Origin of the sequence: Thermomonas sp. (genome assembly GCF_020850895.1) — a bacterium.
Classification (GTDB): domain Bacteria; phylum Pseudomonadota; class Gammaproteobacteria; order Xanthomonadales; family Xanthomonadaceae; genus Thermomonas.
Map to the genome: position 1 here is coordinate 1 of NZ_JADZDS010000051.1, position 16,094 is coordinate 16,094.

A 16,094-nucleotide genomic window follows, 5' to 3' on the forward strand; every position below is an offset into this window, starting at 1 on the left:
CCTGCCCTCCTGCACCAGCGCCTCGCTGAAAAACCCGTGGTAGCGCGACGACACCGGCACCACGCCGTGCATCATCGCCTCCACCAGCACGATCCCGAACGCCTCCGATGCCGAGGTCAGCACCAGTGTGTCCAGCGCCGGCAGGATGTCCTGATAGATCGCTTGCGGCGGCAGCGCCCCACGCAGACGCACGCGATCCGTCCACGCGGCCAAACCGTCCGCAAGTTCCTTGCGGGCCGGACCGTCCCCCACCACGTCCAACTCGAACGGAACACCGCGCTCGGACAGCGCACGACACAGGGGAATCAGATCGAGTACCCGCTTGTCGTTCTGGCTGAGACGGCCGACAAAGCCCAGGCGAATCACGCCATCGGACCGACGCGGCTGGCGCGGCGAAAACGCCGGATCGGCGCCGTTGGGGATATGCAGCACGCGATCAGACGGGAAACCCGCCCACTGCACCAAGACCTTGCGGGTGAGCTTGCCTGGGCAAATGACACGATCGAACGCATCCCGATAGAGCCGCAGATCGGCAAGCATCGGGGCCAGGTTGCCTTGAGCGTGTGCGACCAGACGCAGGTTCTGGCCTTTTTGTTTGCAACGAACCACGGCTTCGTTTGCATCGACGATGCCCATCGGCACGACGACATCCGGCTTCACCCACCCGATGCAGCGCACAAGCGCGCGCACCCGGCCTTCCCGGTCCAGCCCGCGGCCATCGACGTCGACCGCATTCAGGTCTGGATGGGCACGCCGATAGCGGTCGGGGTCGTTGTACCGCAGCCCTTGCACCAAACCCACCACGGGCTCGAACCCATGGGACTGAAAATGCGCATGCGCCCGATCCAGCCACGTTTCAACGCCACCGAACGGTGACGAGGTGTTCATGAAGAACAGCAGTCGCGTCATGCGGTGGCCAGCAGTGCATCCACGGCGGCATGGAACACGGGCGTGGAGAACTGCTCCCTAGCAACGCGACTGGCGCTGGCACAGGCTGCTGTGTACGCCTCGGCGTTCCCCAGCAAGGCCTCCAGTGCCTGAAGAATGCCCTCCGGTTCCAGACTGGTTGCGCTTGCGCCGAACGGATGGCTGCGGAAGAACGCCGACAGCGCCCCCTCCGGCGGCGCGTGCAGGAAGACCGGCCGCCCGAGCACCAGGTAATTGCTCAGTTTGGTCGGGAAGGAATACCGGCACAAGTCGCGCAGATGCGCCACGAACGGCTGCGGCATGTAGGAGGCATGACAGCCTGCGAGCAGGGCCTGCACCTCCTCGGTTGAACGGAAGCCCAGATAGTCGATGCGAGCAGGCTTCCGGTTCGCCAGGATAATGCTGGATGTCATGACGCGCAGCCGCACCGGTCGTCCTGCCACCTGCCAATCGGCCTGATCCAGCGCCTTCAGCAGCGCCTTCCACGCGTCCGGGGCATACAAGGTGCCGGCAAACCCGATCAGCCATTCGTCCTGCGGCAAGTCCACGCAGGAGTCCGACGCGGCGGTCTCGTCCGGCATCGGCAGCCCGTGACGCAGGATGCCGATGGGGGCATCGGTGTATCGGGCATAAGCGTCCTGCATGGTCTCGGAGACCACGGCGACGTACCGGGATGCCTTCAGGCTGCGCTGGAATTCCTGCAGCAAGCCGGCCCGGCTCCAGCGATCGAAACCCGCCTGCCGCAGCAGATACTCCGGCGGATCCCAGACCAGACTCACCAACGGGACGCCCAGCCGATCAGCGACGCGGTGCGCCAACGCGAACATCATCGCGTTGTCGAGTACTGCGAACACCTGTCCGACCTGCGCGGCTTTGGCCTCGGCGACGATTGCCTGGGTCAGCTTCGACAGCTCGGCCTGAAACCCCGTGCGGTAGTGGATGGCCGATCCCGCCGCGCCCCACTTGCCGCCGCCCCAGCGCTTCGCGCGCAGCATGTCGGTGGTGAAGCCGCGCACGGCGAGCCCGGACAGCGACGGGTCAGGGCACCAGCAGCTCTTCGCCGACGCAACGGCAACGCAATGGAATCGATCCAGACCCGCGCGTCGCACGATATCGCCGAGGATGATCTCGCCGACGTGGCCTGTCCCTGGCGCCGATCCAGACAGGAGCAAGGACTTCGGTATTACCCGAACGGACACATCCTGTCCAAACGCCTGAGCATGAGGCATTGGGTGTATCACTGCCTGCGAACCACCGGTCAAGCTGCTCTCCGCAACCAGAGACTCGCCGGCTCTGAATCCGGAAATGCCGAGCGCATCGCCGCATACTCCTCTCCGAACAATGCCGTCATCCGCGCGGGCGCGGCCTGCATCAGGTAGTTGCCCGCCCATACAACGGAAAACTCTTTGTTGAAACTCAAGAATGCCTGCAGGAAGTACTGCTCCATCCAGTACCAATGGTTTTCCAATGTCCGCGCAGGATACGGAAGAGGCAGGGAAATGTCGTGGAAGTGCACCAAGACGCCAGGCTTGATGCGCGGGAGGATTTCGCAGATCTCCCACCACACGTCACCACCCGGCCGCACGGTATGGGTCGAATCGATGAACAGGATATCGCCCGCTTCGAGGCTGGTGAAAACCTCGAGGCCCACATCCTGGACATACTCGCGCCTGATTTCGGACACCTCGGGGAGTTGTTCCAGAATCGACGTGTGGAACGGCTCAATGCAGGTCAGATGGCTTGTAGAGCGCCCTTCCGCCCGATTCCTTCTGATAGCATCGCAGGCAAGCCTCGTCGAATTCCCCGACCCGATCTCGACGATGCGCTTCGGCGCAAAAGATCGAATCAGACCGTAGTACATGTTGCCGTCCACCGCCATGAACGTACCGTTCACGAGATGATAGTTGACGGATGAGTCGGCACTGTTGTGCGGCAAGGAGCGGAACTCAGCGTCGAATCTCGCCACATGCTCGTCATGGAACGAGAAACATGCCTCAGGATCAAACTCGCACCCGATCAGCTCAGTTCCCCGGATACTCGCGATATCCCTCGCATCGGGCAATGGCAGGTAGTAGTGCCGCCGAAGTAAAACATACTGATGGCCATCGAACGCGGCAATGTCACCGCGTCCGGGCTCGGTTCGATCCATTGCGGACGCCAAATATCCGAGAAAGCGCCTTGAGCTGATGGCACGATCAAACGCTTGTCGAAGGGGCCGAAGAAGCCGGCGCAGCAGTGGAAACTTTCTCATGATTTCGCCTGTTCATTGTTTTTGAACATGCAGTGATACGTCACCAACATGCTCTGTCGGAACTTCAGATCTGGAGCATTTGCAGGTGCTCGCGGGTCCAAGCGGCACCACCTCCGGCTTTCCTGCCTGCGTCGACGATTTCCCGCGTGCAGCGGGTCACCGCTGCTTGGAATCCCTCCAGCAGTTCAACGACGATCTCTTCACGCCTCATTGCCCCCAATCTTCTGACTTCCAGCTGCTCGTTTAGGATCATGTAGATCGGCAATTCCGACAGTCACGGGTCAGGGCAATAGATGTATCTCGAGTCACCGACGCTACGCAACGAAACCGATCCTGACCCGCTCGTCGCACGTTCTCGCCGACATGCCCGTTACCCGGCAACGTCCTCGAAAGCAACAGCGTTTTGGGAAACTGCATCGGTCTCAAATCAGATTCGGTATACATCCTTCATCCAGGCCGCCGTCTTGGCAACGCCTTCCGCCAGACTCACGCTGTCCTGGTGCCCGAGATGGTCGCGGGCCTTGGACGTATCCACCTTCTTGTCGCGTGTGGTCAGGATTTCGGAATCCCGATACTCGACCAGGGAAGGACTCGCCCCGGTGGCAGCCAGCACGATGTCCGAAAGCTCCTCGATCGTGTGCAACCGCTGTCCGCCGATGTTGTAGGTTTCGCCCGGCACGAACCGTTCCGCGATGTTCGCCAGCGTCCGGACCGAATCGGACAGATAGGTCGATGTCCGCGAGTAGCCGCGGAACACGACCCACGGCAACCCCATCAACGCGCAATAGACGAAACGGGCATTCACCGAACGGTACGGGCTGTAGTACTCACCCGGCCCGTAGGTGTTGAAGATGCGCACGATCACCGACTCGGTGCCGTAGTGCAACCGCGAGTTGTGAATCTGCATCTCGTTGACCCACTTCGTCATCGCGTAATCGTTCATCTGGCGGATTTCGTACTGATCCATGACCGATTCCGCCATGATTTCCGGCCAGTCCCCGTACACTTCAGAGGACGAAAAATGGATCAGCCGGAAATTCTGCTCTTCCTGCAGCCGGATCAGATTCTTGGTGCCGATCGCATTGGATTTCCAAAGCTGCTCGTAGTAGTCCTCGCCATTCCAGCGCCCGAATTCGGCGCCACAGTTGTAGACATAATCGAATGGCCCCCAGGTCTTGAAGACACGCTCTAACTGCCGGTATTCACCGATATCGCAACGGGCATAGCGCGGATCGGCGACGTCGGTGCGCAGGGAGAACCCGATCTCGTCCTCGCTGTGCCGAAGGTCGATGGAATAGACGTCATGACCCTTGCCGCGCAGCTCGGCAATCAAGCCGCGTCCGATCGTACCCAAGCCACCCGTCACCAGTATTTTCTTGCCCATGTATGTATCCCCAGCAGAAATAGAATTAGAACCGTGAATCAACGTTCCAGCCACGCGACGAGATCGTCCACGATCCGTTCGGCGGCATGGCCATCCCAATTGCGCGGACGACGCTCGACGCAGCGACCGCGTGACAAGGCATCCCCGAACGCAGCCTCGATCGCAGCCGCATCCGTGCCAACGAGTGAATTGGTGCCTTCCCGAATGGTCACGGGCCGTTCCGTATTCTCGCGCAAGGTCAGGCATGGCAGGCCGATCGCCGTGGATTCCTCCTGCAATCCTCCGGAGTCCGTCAGAACCAGACGTGCACCATCGAGCAGTCCAAGCATTTCCAGGTAGCCCTGTGGGCCGAGCACGGCAACCCGCGATTGCTCGAACATCCCACCCAGGCCGAATTCATCGATGCGGGCGCGCGTCCTCGGATGCATCGGGAACACGATGGGCAGCCGCTCGCTCATCCTAGCGATGGCCGTCAGCAGCTGCCGCAGGGATTCCGGCTCATCGACGTTCGATGGACGGTGCAACGTCAGCACGCCATACCCGTGTTCAACCCAGCCCTCGGCGGCGTTGCCCAGTACCCGCCTCAGCGTATCCACGGCCGGGACCGCATTATTTCGACATGCCAGCAAGGTATCGATCATCACGTTGCCTGCATGCACGATTCGCTCCGAAGCGATGCCTTCCGCGAGCAGGTTGTCGAAGGCTTCGTCTTCCGTGATGTAAAGCCTGTCCGAAAGTTGATCGGTCAGGATGCGATTGATTTCCTCGGGCATGCTGCGGTCGCGCGAGCGCAACCCGGCTTCAACGTGGATGACCCGTACGCCTTTCTTGGCGGCCACCAGCGAGCAGGCGATGGTCGAATTCACATCCCCGACCACCAGCACCGCATCCGGCGCATGGTCATCCACGACCAGCTCGAACCGCTTCATGATCTCGGCGGTTTGTACCGCATGCGAACCCGATCCGACTTCAAGGCTCACATCCGGTGCAGGAATTCCTAGCTGGCCAAAGAAACTTGCGTTCATTTCGACGTCGTAGTGCTGGCCTGTATGCACCAGCTTGACGATCACATTCGGGGCACGGGCGGCGAACGCCCGCATCAGCGGCATGATCTTCATGAAATTGGGACGCGCCCCGACCACGCAAAGCACGCAATGTCGCCTCGTGGTGGCATTTTCCATACTCATTTCATCAGCCTCGTCACATCCGCCGCTCGAACACCGCCAACAGGTGATCCTCCAGCGTCATCGTCCACGGCACCGACTGCATGTGTCGCAACTGCTGAAACCCGGGCAGGGTTTGCAACAGTCGGTGCGGCAGCCGCCACGCGCCGCCGCGCTGGCGCAGGCCCCAGTAGGTGGCACGGACGGATTCGTTGAGCCGCGCCGAAGCACGGGCGTGGCGGTGCGGAATGATTGCACTGTCCCGCAAATCCAGCCCGAGCTTATCCGCCATGTAGCCAAGGAATCGGCGCGAGATGACCGACAGATGCTGTGGGGTCTGCAGGTACCAGTGGCCGGATCCCAGCCACCGCCAGGTCCAGGCGTCGAGATCGCCGGAGCTGATCAACAGCACCCCACCCGGCCTGACCAGCCGTGCGGCTTGCGCGATGCCGACACCCGGGTCAGGCAGGTGCTCGATCACGTCGAACAGGGTGACCGCATCGAACTGACCTGCCCACGCCGCCTCCGTGTCTTCGAGGCGTGCGCCGATGATCGTCACATTCTGTGTCTCGTGCGCAATCCGGCACGGTTCGCGCGCGCTTTCAATGCCGTGTCTACGCCACGTTTCCGGCAGTCCGCCAAGGAAGCGTCCGGTATGGCAGCCGATGTCAAGCACTGCCACGTCTTGCCGGTTGCCGAAGCGCTCGCGCAACCACTGCCGGGCCAGCGCCCACGCCGCATTGGCTTCGTTCGTAGTCGTAGGCCATCGCCTCCGGTGAGGCATCGGTGTACATGGCGGCGATGGCGTCGGCATCGGGGATGGGATGACGCTGGCCGAGCCCGCACTGCCGGCAGCGCAGCAGATGCCCGGGGTCGATACCCGCTTCCGCCGCGGAGACCGGACGGGCGCAGGGCCCGAGGTCATCCAGTTCCGCGCTTCCACAACTGCGGCAGTGCAGAGCATCACTCATCCAACGACAACACCCGCACCCTTGGCATGATCGTTGACCATCGCCCAACGATTCGAGGTTGCCACCAGATAGCGCCGGGAATCGGGGGGCAATCCGGAGCCGAACACGTCGCGTGGTTCAACCCGCAGACGACACAGGGCTTCGTTGCGCCAGACGTATTCGATGCCGGGGATCGCCAAACTTAATACCAGCATGTATTCGCCCGCGGCCAACGGAAACCGCTCGAATTCGCAATCGATCCAATGTGTCCCGGGTTCGACCGAAAACGGCAGGCTCTGATCCGGCGATGACGATGTCAGTAGCAGCGACACACCATCGCTGGTATTGACTTGAATTTCGACCGCAAAACTCCGGTACGCCCGCCGGGTTTCGAAGCCAACGCGAAAACGCAGGCGCTCGAAGGTTGCGGCCGATTGCAGGGGCCGGCCATCCTCACCCAGCAATTGCAGGCTGGTGATGCCAGCGTCTTCGTTTTCCGTGGTCGATTCACGCCAATACAGATAGCCGGGACGGTCGGCCTCGCCGCTGGCGTGTTGGCCCGACGCTTCGAGATACGCACCGATCACCTCGCCCGGCTCGCCGCTGCTGGCCACCTGCCCCTCTCGCATCCAGATCGCCCGCGAACACAGCTTCTGCACCGCCGCCATGTTGTGGCTGACGAACAGCACGGTGCGGCCCTGCTTGGCGACGTCATTCATCTTGCCGAGGCAGCGTTTCTGGAAATCGGCATCGCCCACCGCCAGCACTTCGTCGATGATCAATACGTCCGGTTCGAGGTGGGCGGCCACGGCGAAGGCCAGGCGCACGTACATGCCGGAGGAATAGCGCTTGACCGGGGTATCGATGAATTTCTCGACCCCGGAAAACGCCACGATTTCGTCGAACTTGCGCTGCACCTCGGCCTTGCGCATGCCGAGGATCGCGCCGTTCAGGAACACGTTCTCACGGCCGGTCAGTTCGGGATGGAAGCCGGTGCCGACTTCCAGCAGGCTGGACAGACGGCCTTTCACCCGCGCGCGGCCTTCGGTGGGCGGGGTGATCCGCGAGAGCACTTTCAGCAGGGTGGACTTGCCGGCGCCGTTGCCGCCGATGATGCCCAGCGCCTCGCCTTCCTTGACCTCGAAATTGACGTCGCGCAGCGCCCAGAATTCCTCGCGCCCGGCCGCACGCCGCACTCGCCCACGCAGCAGGTCGCCAACCCGGCTGGACAGGGTGTGCTCGATGCTTTCGCCCAGCAGGAAACGCTTGCCGAGGTTTTCGACTTTGACGGCGATGGTCATCAGATATTGTCCGCGAACTCGCGCTCGGTGCGCCGGAAGAACCAGATGCCGCTCATCAGCATCAGCACCACCACGCCGCAGGAGAGTGCCAGCGGGCCCATGTCCGGCGCGGCCTTGCCCAGCAGCGCCCAGCGGAAGCCTTCGACCACGCCGTAGATCGGGTTCAGGCTGTACAGCCACAGGTATTTCTGCGGCACGATCTGGCTGGAGTAGGCAATCGGCGAGACGTACATCCAGATCTGGGTGAGGAACGGCACCAACAGGCCGATGTCACGGTATTTGACGTTCAGCGCGGTCAGCCACAGGCCGATCCCGAGCGCGGTGGCCAGCGCCAGCAGGATGAACACCGGCAGCATCAGCAGGCCGAGGCTGGGCGTGACTCGATAAATCGCCAGCAGCACGATCAGCATGACGAAGGCGACGACGAAATCGACCAGGCCGGAGACGGTTTTGCTGATCGGCAGCACCAGGCGCGGGAAGTAGACCTTGGTCACCATGTTGGCGGAACCGACGATGCTGCCGCTGGCGCCGGTGAGCGCGCGCGCGAAGAACGTCCACGGCACCAGCGCGCACATGGTGTAGAGCGCGTAGGGATAGCCTTCCGACGGCAGTTTGGCGAAGTTGCCGAACACCACGGTGAAGATCAGCGTGGTCAGCAGGGGTTGCAGGATCGCCCAGCCGATGCCGACCGCGCTTTGCTTGTAGCGGATGCTGACATCGCGCTGGATCAGCAGCACCAGCAGGTCGCGGTAGGCCCACAGCTCGCGCAGCTCGGCGCGCAGCGAGTTGCCGGAGGCGCTGATTTCAGTCAGGTGGGCGCGGTCGAATTGTTCGTCGCGGGCGGTGGGTGGGGTCATGGTTATTTGTGGTGATGGAATGGCGGTATCGGCATCGGTGTGCATGCATTTCCGCTTGCGCGGGCATGACGGTTGGGGGCTCGCTATCCCCTGATGCCTGCATCCAATCGCGTGTGCCAGCGCCAGGCGGTGGTGATGATGGCGTCGAGGTCGGCAAGTTTCGGCAACCAGTGCAGTTCGTTGCGGATGCGGGTGGCATCGCCCACCAGCACCGGCGGGTCGCCGGGGCGGCGTTCGCCTTCGCTGACGGCGATCTCACGCCCTGTCACGCGCTGCGCGCAGTCGATCACTTCGCGCACCGAAAAACCCTTGCCGTTGCCGAGGTTGTAGGCGGCACTCGCCGCACCTTCGAGCAGCGCACGCAGGGCCAGCACGTGCGCATCGGCCAGATCGCTGACATGGATGTAGTCGCGGATGCAGGTGCCATCCGGGGTGGCGTAGTCGGTGCCGAATACCGTGATGGCGGGGCGCGTTCCGGCCGCGGCGTCGAGGACCAGCGGGATCAGGTGGGTTTCCGGATCGTGGACTTCGCCGGTTTCGCCATCGGGGTCCGCGCCGGCCGCATTGAAGTAGCGCAGGCGCATCGAACGCAGCCCGTGGGCGGCGTCGAAATCGGCCAGCATCCGTTCGACCACCAGCTTGCTGGCCCCGTAGGGATTGATGGGTTTCTGCGGATGGTCTTCGGTCAACGGCAGGTGCTGGGGCACGCCGTAGGTGGCGCAGGTGCTGGAGAACACGCAGGCGTCGATGCCGTGGTCGCGCAGGGCTTCCAGCAGATTCAAACTGCCGCCGACGTTGTTGCGGTAGTACTTGCCGGGATTCGTCACCGACTCGCCGACATAGGCATAGGCGGCGAAGTGCATGGCGGCGACAGGCTTGTGCTGCGCGATGACGGCATCGAGGCGGGCGCGATCGGCCAGATCGCCCTGCTCCAGCGGCCCCCAGCGCACCGCTTCGGCGTGGCCGTGTTCGAGGTTGTCGTAGGCAACCGGCGTGAACCCGGCAATCGCCAGCGCCTTGCAGGCGTGGCTGCCGATGTAGCCGGCGCCGCCGGTGACGAGGACGGTGCTCATGCGTCTGGATCCGTCGGGTCGAGACGCGTGGACATGGCGTTATTCATGATTGTGTGGTCTGCATCGGGGCCGCGTTGGCAGATTGCGCTTGCGCCAGCTCGCCGCGCAATTGTTCGATCTCACGCTCAAGGCGCAGGTATTCGCTTTGGCGCTGCTGCAGGAAGCGCGAGGCCGCAGAGAATTTTGCCTGGATGCCACTCGGGGTGAGGACATAGGCGTAGGCGCGCTTGTTGCCGCTGGTGCGGAAGTTGTTGACCTTGACCCAACCGCGCGCGATCAGGGCGCGCAGGCAGTAATTGGTCTTGCCCAGAGACAGGCCGAGTTCGTGCGCCAACTCGCGCTGGCTCAGTTCCGGGCGTTCGGCCAGGATGCGCAGCAGTTGCAGGCGCAGTTCGTCGTTCATGGGGTTGGATCAGGTGGGGCGGCTGTCATGACAATGAGAGCAACGTCCATGGGTCCCCGCCTGCGCGGGGACGACGGCGCGCCTAGCACTCTCGAAGTTGCGGAACGTTGTGGGTCCCCGCCTGCGCGGGGACGACGGGGTGTGGAACGAGGATACCGTCGGGGCATACTGGACACTTTCCACCGTCATGCCCGCGAAGGCGGGCATCCATGGACGTTTCCGGCGCAAGAATCAGACACGCTACCGCCCTGCGATAGCGGCCATTTCGCTGGGCCGACGTACTTGGCATTTCGCGCACCTTGGCCTTTGACCTCGGTACGCTCCTACAAAATCCCACCAAGGTGGGTCAAATCCTGGCTGCCACCTGCTGCCTCGGCAGCACCACTTCACGCACGCTGCCCAGAAGCTCCACCAGCATTCGCACCCGGTCCACGCCGTCGGTCGACAGGAAGATCGCCGCGATGCCCGACAACGGCCCCTCACTGATCCGCACCGGCGTCCCCGGCACCCAAGCCGGCGCATCGAGCCGCACCATGCCATCGCCGGGATCGAGCCGGGACTGGATGTGTTCGATCACCGCGTCCGGCACCCTTGCCGGCGTGCCACCGAAGCGCACCAGGCCGAGGGAACCGCGGGTCGAGCGCACCGGCGCCAGCGATTCCGTTTCCGGATCGGCGCGCAGGAACAGGTAATTCGGAAACAGGCATTCGATGCGTTCACGCATTCCGGTTGCATCGCGCCGGCTGCGTCGAACGCGCGGCCACAGACAGGTGTAGCCTTGCCGCTGAAGATTGTCGAAGGCAACCGCTTCCGCCCTCGGTTTGGTCAGGACCGCAAACCAAGATTGCACGCCGTGTTCCCTATGCGTTCAATGCGTGAACGCATCCTAACGGAGCGTGATGCGGATCACAAGTCCCAAGGATAGCTGAACTCATCGCCCCCAGCGTCATCCCCGCACCGCTTCTGACACACGGATATCTGTCCTAGGCGGGCATCCAAGGACACTTTCCGTTCGGTCCGACATTCACAAAGATCAAGCAAGATCCAACGTCCATGGACCCCCGCTTGCGCGGGGACGACAAGCTGTTTGCCTGCAAGGGGATGACAGGACTTGTTCAGCGTTACCCTACGCTGTCGTGGTCGCACTCCGCCCGGCCAAGAGCCCGTCGAAATAGGCAATCGTCCGGGTCAGCCCCTCCTCCAACGCCACTTGTGGCTGCCAGCCGAGCTTCGATTGCGCGATTGTGATATCCGGCTTGCGCTGCATCGGATCGTCGGCGGGCAGTGGCTTGAACTCCAGCTTCGAGGCCGAGCCGGTCAAGGCGATCACCTGTTCGGCAAGCTGGCGAATGGTGAACTCACCCGGGTTGCCGAGATTGACCGGGCCGGTGAAGCCGGGCGGTGTGTCCATCAGGCGCAGGAAGCCTTCGACCAGGTCATCGACGTAGCAGAACGAGCGCGTCTGCTGGCCTTCGCCGTAGATGGTGATCGGATCGCCGCGCAGGGCCTGGACGATGAAGTTCGACACCACCCGGCCATCATTGGGATGCATCCGCGGGCCGTAGGTGTTGAAGATGCGCGCGACCTTGATGTCCAGCCCGTGCTGGCGGTGGTAATCGAAGAACAGGGTTTCGGCGCAGCGCTTGCCTTCGTCGTAGCAGCTGCGAATGCCGATCGGGTTGACGTTGCCCCAGTAGTCTTCGGTCTGCGGATGCACGCTGGGATCGCCATAGACCTCGCTGGTCGAGGCCTGGAAGATCCGGCAGCGCAGGCGCTTGGCGAGGCCGAGCATGTTGATCGCGCCATGCACCGAGGTCTTGGTGGTCTGTACTGGGTCATGCTGGTAGTGAATCGGCGAGGCCGGACAGGCGAGATTGAAGATCGCGTCGGCTTCGAGGTAGAGCGGGAAGGTGACGTCGTGGCGGACGAACTCGAAGCGCGGGTGGCCGTGCAGGTGCTCGATGTTGCGTTTGCTGCCGGTGAACAGGTTGTCGACGCAGATCACTTCGTCGCCGCGTTCCAGCAGACGATCGATCAGGTGCGAGCCTAAGAACCCTGCCCCACCGGTCACCAGCACGCGCTGGCGCGCTTCGTAATTGCGCATCCTTACAGCCTCCCGTCCACGGCGTCGCGTGGCAATGCGGATTTCACGTCGAAGATCACGCAGTCGGGCTTGCCGAAGGCGCGGATGCCGCTGCTTCCCAGCGCGATGAACTGGCGATGGGCGGCGGCAACGATCACGGCATCGTAGCGACCCGGCTGCGGCTGCGCCAGCACGTCGAGCCCGTATTCGTGGCGCGCTTCGGCCGCGTCCACCCAGGGATCGTGGACATCCACCTGCATGTGGTAGCCGCGCAGGGTGTCAATGATGTCGACCACGCGGGTGTTGCGCAGATCCGGGCAGTTTTCCTTGAAGGCAAGCCCCAGCACCAGCACGCGCGCGCCGATCGGGTTGATGGCCTTTTGCAGCATCAGTTTCAGGGTCTGGTCGGCAACGAACGGCCCCATGCTGTCATTGGTGCGACGGCCGGCGAGGATGACCTGCGGGTGGTGGCCGACTTCCTGCGCCTTGTGGGTGAGGTAATACGGGTCCACGCCGATGCAGTGGCCGCCCACCAGCCCCGGCCGGAACGGCAGGAAGTTCCATTTGGTGCCGGCGGCTTCGAGCACATCGAGGGTATCGATGCCGAGCTTGTGGAACAGGATCGACAGGTCATTGACCAAAGCGATATTGAGGTCGCGCTGGGTGTTCTCGATCACCTTGGCGGCTTCGGCCACCTTGATCGACGGCGCCTTGTGGGTGCCGGCAATGACAATGCTGGCATAGAGCGCGTCGACGAAATCGGCGGTGACCGGCGTCGAGCCCGAGGTGACCTTCTTGATGGTGGTGACCCGGTGGGCCTTGTCGCCGGGGTTGATGCGCTCGGGGGAGTAGCCGATGGCGAAGCTGCCCTGCCCTGCGTTCGGATCCGAGCAGACGGCCGCCTCGTAACGCAAGCCGGACACGCGCTCCAGGATCGGCACACAGACTTCCTCGGTGCAGCCGGGATACACGGTGGATTCGAAGATCACCGTATCGCCGGCGGACAGCACGCGGCCCAGCGCTTCGCTGGCCTTGATCAGCGGAGTGAGATCGGGACGCTTGGCCGCATCGATCGGGGTCGGCACGGTGACGATGTAGACGTTGCGATCGCGCAGGTCATCGAGGTTGGCGGTGTAGCGCAGGCGCCCTGAGGCCGCCAGTTCCTCCGCCGTCACTTCCAGCGTGCGGTCGTGCCCGCGGCGCAGCTCTTCGATGCGCCCGCCATCGAGATCGTAGCCGAAGGTATCGAACTGCTTGCCGAATTCGACCGCCAATGGCAGGCCGACGTAGCCGAGGCCGACGATGGCGATGCGGGCGTTGACGAGTGATGGCATCTCTGGGGCTTTCGTGAAGTCGGAAGCTGTCTATTTTGCGGCAAAGTCTCAATGGATGCCGGCGTGCGCCGGCAGGACGGGACATGAGCAATTCGCGCCCCTCGGCCTTTGGCCTCGATGCGCGCCTACGGTGCGTGACGGACAGGAACAGCCGTCTGCAACGCTTGCGCAAGCAAGGGGCGCAAGCGCATGGCGCCGGCCACGGTGAGGTGGTGGCTGTCCGAATAGAGGACGTCGCCCTCCAGCACGCCGGGGCAGAAATCGCGGGTGCACAGTGCCGGCAGCGGATCCAGCAGTTGCACGCCCGGCACTTTGCCGGCCTGCGCGATCATGTCCCGAGCGGCACGCCGGTCCGCCTCCACCTCTGCACGCGGACGGCCGCACTGCGCCTCGGGGCGACGCGCCAGACAGGCCGGCACCTCATGGCGCTGGTCGGGCTTCGGTTCGATCAGGACGACCCGCAAACCGGCCCGTGTCAGTTGCACGATCGCCTTGTTCAATGCAACCGTGGCGGCGCGCAGCGCTTCCGGCGTTTTCACGTAGGCCGGCCAATGCGCCTCCATCACCACGGCGGTCAACCCACTGCGACGCAGGCGCAGCGCTTCAGCCAGCACGTCGGCATTGAATTTTTCGCAGCCACCATCCAGGCCGCTGCCGCGTGGAAATTGGATACCCGCCAGCGTGATCGCAAAACCGGGAAGTGGGGGACATTCCGGCAGGTAACGAATACGCATGACCGCCCCACGATTCCGCGTTATCGCTTCAACCATCACCGCCAATGCATCGGTATGCGAATCCCCCCACAGCAGGAGGGCAGGAGCGCCATCACGCGGGGGGGGGGGTGCAGCTTTCATTGGCCTGCAACGTGCCGCCATATGGGCGTCCCTGTGCGCAATCCGTGCGTGATTTGCGCATCTCCGACAGCGCCACCTGCAACGCCGCCTGCCCCGCATCCCCGCGCCAGCCCAGCCGCGACCACGCGCCCAAGCCGCCGGCCAGACCCATGACCAACGCACAGCCCGCAAAACCGACGACGAAGGCGCGCTTGCGCGTGGCCATCAGTGGGTACTGCTTGCGCCGCAGCGGATTTTCGACATATCGATAGGTCAACCACGCCAGCACGAAGGCCAGAACGCAAATCCCGGCAACGGCCCATGGCCCGATTTCGTCCAGCGTCTCCAGCCGCGCCACCACCAGCAGCGGCCAGTGCCACAGGTACAGCGAATACGACAGCAGCCCGATGAACACCATCGGCCGCAGGGTCAGCCAGCGCGTGCACCAGCCGCGCTCATTGTGTTCACCGCCGAGGATCACCAGCGCCGCGCCCAGCGCAGGGATCCCCGCGCGCCAGCCGGGGAACGGCGTTTCGCCTTCAACGAACGTCACGCAGGCCCAGGCAATCGCTGCCAACCCCAGCAGCGCCAGCGGCTGCGCCAGCGGGAGCGGCGCGCTGCGGCGGCGAATCAGGAAAAACGCCAGCCCGCCGATCGCGAATTCCCAGGCCCGCGTCGGCGAGCCGAAGAAGGCAAATTCCGGATGGGTTTGGGTGGTGACGACCGAGAGCACCAGTGACGCCAGCCCGACCAAGGCCAGCGTGAGTGCCGCTGCGCGATCCGGGTCGCTTCCGCGCCGCTTGGCCCAACGTGAAGCCAGCAGCAGCAGGGCCGGCCAGACCAGATAGAACTGTTCCTCGACCGACAGCGACCAGGTGTGCAGCAGCGGTTGGGCCGCCGCCGGCGCATCGAAATAGCCCCCGGTGGCGTGGGCGAACCAGACGTTGGAGCCCAGCAGCAAGGTAGCGATGGCCGACTTGGCCAAGCCCTGCTGCTCGCCCCCGATCGGCACCAGGAACACCGTGCCCAGCGCCAAGGTGACCGCCAGCACCAGCAACAGCGCCGGCGCCAAGCGCCGCACCCGGCGTTCGTAGAAGCCGGCCAGCGAGATATCGCCGCGGGTCTCGAACTCGCGCAGCAGCAGGCCCGTGATCAGAAAGCCCGATACCACGAAGAACACGTCCACACCGACGTAGCCGCCCGGCAGCCACGGCAGCCCGGCATGGAAGGCCACCACCGCCAACACCGCCACCGCGCGCAGACCGTCAATGTGGCGGCGGTAGGAAAGCTCAGCCATGCGATCTCATTGGCAGTCAGGCGGCAGGGTGTGATGGTAAAGCAAGAGCGCCCCTCGTCCAGCGCTGCGGCCACCGTCTCCCCGCAGGACGGAGAGAAGGAAAAGACCCTGCGGGCACGCCTGCCCACGCTTGCGGCCACCATCTCCCCGCAGGACAGGGAGAAGGAAAAGCAGGAGCATCGTGCGTTTGTCCCCCTCGCCCAGCTTGCGGGGAGAGAGTTTTCCGATCGCTAAAGTT

Annotated in this window: 18 protein-coding genes; 1 reads left to right on the plus strand and 17 read right to left on the minus strand. The window is 63.6% G+C overall.

The window, feature by feature from the left end:
- The 17 genes from IT472_RS04830 to IT472_RS04910 all read right to left on the minus strand — a co-directional run.
- On the minus strand, positions 1-909 hold a 909-nt coding region (locus IT472_RS04830; protein ID WP_297179187.1), incomplete at its 3' end, for a glycosyltransferase family 4 protein.
- Positions 906-2,099, minus strand: coding sequence for a hypothetical protein (locus IT472_RS04835; RefSeq protein WP_297179189.1), 1,194 nt, complete (start codon positions 2,097-2,099; stop codon positions 906-908). The genes IT472_RS04830 and IT472_RS04835, both read right to left, overlap by 4 nt.
- Before the next feature lie 86 nt (positions 2,100-2,185).
- Positions 2,186-3,076 carry a class I SAM-dependent methyltransferase gene (locus IT472_RS04840; protein WP_297179191.1) on the minus strand — a complete coding sequence of 297 codons (891 nt, stop codon included), beginning with the start codon at positions 3,074-3,076 and terminating at the stop codon, positions 2,186-2,188.
- Positions 3,077-3,242: 166 nt separating this feature from the next.
- The gene (locus IT472_RS04845) at positions 3,243-3,431 is read right to left on the minus strand and encodes a hypothetical protein (RefSeq protein ID WP_297179193.1); all 189 of its coding nucleotides are present in this window, start codon (positions 3,429-3,431) and stop codon (positions 3,243-3,245) included.
- A 174-nt stretch (positions 3,432-3,605) separates the two neighbouring features.
- A complete protein-coding gene (locus IT472_RS04850; protein WP_297179197.1) occupies positions 3,606-4,562 on the minus strand; it encodes an NAD(P)-dependent oxidoreductase in 957 nt (318 codons plus the stop codon).
- A gap of 38 nt (positions 4,563-4,600) precedes the next feature.
- Positions 4,601-5,749, minus strand: a complete 1,149-nt coding sequence (gene wecB / locus IT472_RS04855; protein WP_297179199.1) for a UDP-N-acetylglucosamine 2-epimerase (non-hydrolyzing) — start codon at positions 5,747-5,749, stop codon at positions 4,601-4,603.
- A gap of 13 nt (positions 5,750-5,762) precedes the next feature.
- A complete protein-coding gene (locus tag IT472_RS04860) occupies positions 5,763-6,509 on the minus strand; it encodes a class I SAM-dependent methyltransferase (protein WP_297179202.1) in 747 nt (248 codons plus the stop codon).
- A complete protein-coding gene (locus IT472_RS04865) occupies positions 6,394-6,696 on the minus strand; it encodes a hypothetical protein (RefSeq protein ID WP_297179415.1) in 303 nt (100 codons plus the stop codon). Before IT472_RS04865 ends, IT472_RS04860 begins: the two co-directional genes overlap by 116 nt.
- The gene (locus tag IT472_RS04870; protein WP_297179206.1) at positions 6,693-7,976 is read right to left on the minus strand and encodes an ABC transporter ATP-binding protein; all 1,284 of its coding nucleotides are present in this window, start codon (positions 7,974-7,976) and stop codon (positions 6,693-6,695) included. The genes IT472_RS04865 and IT472_RS04870 overlap by 4 nt, the downstream gene beginning before the upstream one ends.
- Positions 7,976-8,833: an ABC transporter permease gene (locus IT472_RS04875; RefSeq protein WP_297179209.1), complete on the minus strand. Its 858-nt coding sequence runs from the start codon at positions 8,831-8,833 to the stop codon at positions 7,976-7,978. The genes IT472_RS04870 and IT472_RS04875 overlap by 1 nt, the downstream gene beginning before the upstream one ends.
- Before the next feature lie 83 nt (positions 8,834-8,916).
- Positions 8,917-9,906, minus strand: a complete 990-nt coding sequence (galE, locus tag IT472_RS04880; protein ID WP_297179212.1) for a UDP-glucose 4-epimerase GalE — start codon at positions 9,904-9,906, stop codon at positions 8,917-8,919.
- A 43-nt stretch (positions 9,907-9,949) separates the two neighbouring features.
- Entirely contained in the window at positions 9,950-10,309 is a 360-nt protein-coding gene (locus IT472_RS04885; RefSeq protein WP_297179214.1) for a MarR family EPS-associated transcriptional regulator, read from the minus strand.
- A gap of 346 nt (positions 10,310-10,655) precedes the next feature.
- On the minus strand, positions 10,656-11,159 hold the full coding sequence (locus tag IT472_RS04890; RefSeq protein WP_297179216.1) for a transcriptional activator RfaH: 504 nt from the start codon (positions 11,157-11,159) through the stop codon (positions 10,656-10,658).
- A 276-nt stretch (positions 11,160-11,435) separates the two neighbouring features.
- Positions 11,436-12,413, minus strand: coding sequence for a UDP-glucuronic acid decarboxylase family protein (locus IT472_RS04895; RefSeq protein WP_297179219.1), 978 nt, complete (start codon positions 12,411-12,413; stop codon positions 11,436-11,438).
- Between the two features lie 2 nt (positions 12,414-12,415).
- Positions 12,416-13,726 carry a nucleotide sugar dehydrogenase gene (locus tag IT472_RS04900; RefSeq protein ID WP_297179222.1) on the minus strand — a complete coding sequence of 437 codons (1,311 nt, stop codon included), beginning with the start codon at positions 13,724-13,726 and terminating at the stop codon, positions 12,416-12,418.
- Positions 13,727-13,851: 125 nt separating this feature from the next.
- Positions 13,852-14,601 (minus strand): SGNH hydrolase domain-containing protein, encoded by a 750-nt coding sequence (locus IT472_RS04905; protein WP_343231809.1) that lies wholly within the window; start codon positions 14,599-14,601, stop codon positions 13,852-13,854.
- Entirely contained in the window at positions 14,552-15,856 is a 1,305-nt protein-coding gene (locus tag IT472_RS04910; RefSeq protein WP_297179228.1) for an acyltransferase, read from the minus strand. The genes IT472_RS04905 and IT472_RS04910 overlap by 50 nt, the downstream gene beginning before the upstream one ends.
- A 33-nt stretch (positions 15,857-15,889) precedes the next feature.
- Here IT472_RS04910 and IT472_RS04915 point away from each other — a divergent pair, with 33 nt between their 5' ends.
- Positions 15,890-16,090, plus strand: a complete 201-nt coding sequence (locus IT472_RS04915) for a hypothetical protein (protein ID WP_297179230.1) — start codon at positions 15,890-15,892, stop codon at positions 16,088-16,090.
- Positions 16,091-16,094: the final 4 nt, after the last annotated feature.

Bases quoted from the DNA above. Each gene is read 5' to 3' on its own strand.
- IT472_RS04900 (WP_297179222.1), bottom strand. From the start codon at position 13,726: ATGCCATCACTCGTCAACGCCCGCATCGCCATCGTCGGCCTCGGCTAC.
- IT472_RS04850 (WP_297179197.1), bottom strand. From the start codon at position 4,562: ATGGGCAAGAAAATACTGGTGACGGGTGGCTTGGGTACGATCGGACGC.
- IT472_RS04840 (WP_297179191.1), bottom strand. From the start codon at position 3,076: ATGGATCGAACCGAGCCCGGACGCGGTGACATTGCCGCGTTCGATGGC.
- IT472_RS04895 (WP_297179219.1), bottom strand. From the start codon at position 12,413: ATGCGCAATTACGAAGCGCGCCAGCGCGTGCTGGTGACCGGTGGGGCA.
- IT472_RS04910 (WP_297179228.1), bottom strand. From the start codon at position 15,856: ATGGCTGAGCTTTCCTACCGCCGCCACATTGACGGTCTGCGCGCGGTG.
- IT472_RS04905 (WP_343231809.1), bottom strand. From the start codon at position 14,601: ATGGCGGCACGTTGCAGGCCAATGAAAGCTGCACCCCCCCCCCCGCGT.
- IT472_RS04870 (WP_297179206.1), bottom strand. From the start codon at position 7,976: ATGACCATCGCCGTCAAAGTCGAAAACCTCGGCAAGCGTTTCCTGCTG.
- IT472_RS04915 (WP_297179230.1), top strand. From the start codon at position 15,890: ATGGTAAAGCAAGAGCGCCCCTCGTCCAGCGCTGCGGCCACCGTCTCC.
- IT472_RS04875 (WP_297179209.1), bottom strand. From the start codon at position 8,833: ATGACCCCACCCACCGCCCGCGACGAACAATTCGACCGCGCCCACCTG.
- galE (WP_297179212.1), bottom strand. From the start codon at position 9,906: ATGAGCACCGTCCTCGTCACCGGCGGCGCCGGCTACATCGGCAGCCAC.
- IT472_RS04885 (WP_297179214.1), bottom strand. From the start codon at position 10,309: ATGAACGACGAACTGCGCCTGCAACTGCTGCGCATCCTGGCCGAACGC.
- wecB (WP_297179199.1), bottom strand. From the start codon at position 5,749: ATGAGTATGGAAAATGCCACCACGAGGCGACATTGCGTGCTTTGCGTG.
- IT472_RS04865 (WP_297179415.1), bottom strand. From the start codon at position 6,696: ATGAGTGATGCTCTGCACTGCCGCAGTTGTGGAAGCGCGGAACTGGAT.
- IT472_RS04845 (WP_297179193.1), bottom strand. From the start codon at position 3,431: ATGATCCTAAACGAGCAGCTGGAAGTCAGAAGATTGGGGGCAATGAGG.
- IT472_RS04860 (WP_297179202.1), bottom strand. From the start codon at position 6,509: ATGCCTCACCGGAGGCGATGGCCTACGACTACGAACGAAGCCAATGCG.